The organism is Acinetobacter endophylla, assembly GCF_053543775.1.
This window is the reverse complement of record NZ_JBLVOM010000098.1, coordinates 1-554: the sequence shown is the minus strand read 5'-3', so window position 1 is coordinate 554 and position 554 is coordinate 1. Positions and strand designations below refer to the sequence as shown.

General features: G+C 45.7%; 1 protein-coding gene. It reads right to left on the bottom strand.

Annotated features, from left to right (window positions below):
* On the bottom strand, window positions 1-549 hold a 549-nt coding region (locus ACNPNW_RS05445), incomplete at its 3' end, for an IS3 family transposase (RefSeq protein ID WP_448766666.1).
* Window positions 550-554 lie beyond the last annotated feature (5 nt).

Sequence of the window (554 nt, the reverse complement as noted above, 5' to 3'; positions counted from 1 at the left end):
GAGAGTCATACATGACTTGTACTCCAAATCATCCTTCATATGGCCAAAGAAGCTCTCCATGGCGGCGTTATCCCAGCAGTTACCTTTCCGTGACATGGACTGTGTAAATCCAGCTTTGCGTACGAGAAGGCGGAATCTAGGGTGAGTATAGTGCATTCCTTGATCCGAGTGTAAAAGGGCTTCTGGATGAATATTGCCATCCAGTCGTTCAAGTAGTCTCTCCAGTGTTCGTTCTACAATTGGCAAGGCCAATGAAGAAGAGAGGTAGTGAGCTAGAATTTGTCTCGTAGCCCCGTCTTTCACCACGGATAAATAAGCACATTGTCCATTACCATAATGCATATAGGTAATATCCGTCAGCAACACTTTCTCGGGCTCTCCTTGGTCAAACTGGCGTTTGAGTAGGTTGGGACACGTTTGGTTCTCTTGTGTGGCTTTTGCCATCTTGCGATAGGGATTGGCTTGCCGGATCGTAGCAACGAGCTTATATTTTCGCATTAATCTTCGAATCTTCTTATGATTCATGATGATATCGTTCTCCCGTTCCAGCCTCA